Genomic DNA, 264 nt, shown 5'->3' on the forward strand with positions numbered 1-264 from the left:
CAAAGCCACCGCTCTCCGCGACCGTGACATTGCTGACGCTCAAAGTTGGCGTATCGTTGTCGCTACCACCAGTGCCGGTGCCATCATCTTTGATCGTACCTACGCCCAGATTGTCTAAAATCGTGGCGTTCGTTGGCGTGACCAAATTGACGTTGAAGTTCTCCGACAATTCAAACACGCTATCGTTGGCGATATTGACCGTGATCGTTTGCGTCGTCACACCAGGATTGAACGTCAAGGTACCACTCGTTGCTGTGTAATCGC

At 51.9% G+C, this 264-nt stretch carries 1 protein-coding gene; it reads right to left on the reverse strand.

What is annotated here, in order from left to right; all coding sequences use genetic code 11:
* On the reverse strand, nucleotides 1-264 hold a 264-nt coding region (locus ACO0KW_RS20455), incomplete at both ends, for a Calx-beta domain-containing protein (protein ID WP_423055188.1).

This window comes from Undibacterium sp. Ji22W (genome assembly GCF_049340305.1).
Lineage (GTDB): Bacteria > Pseudomonadota > Gammaproteobacteria > Burkholderiales > Burkholderiaceae_D > Undibacterium.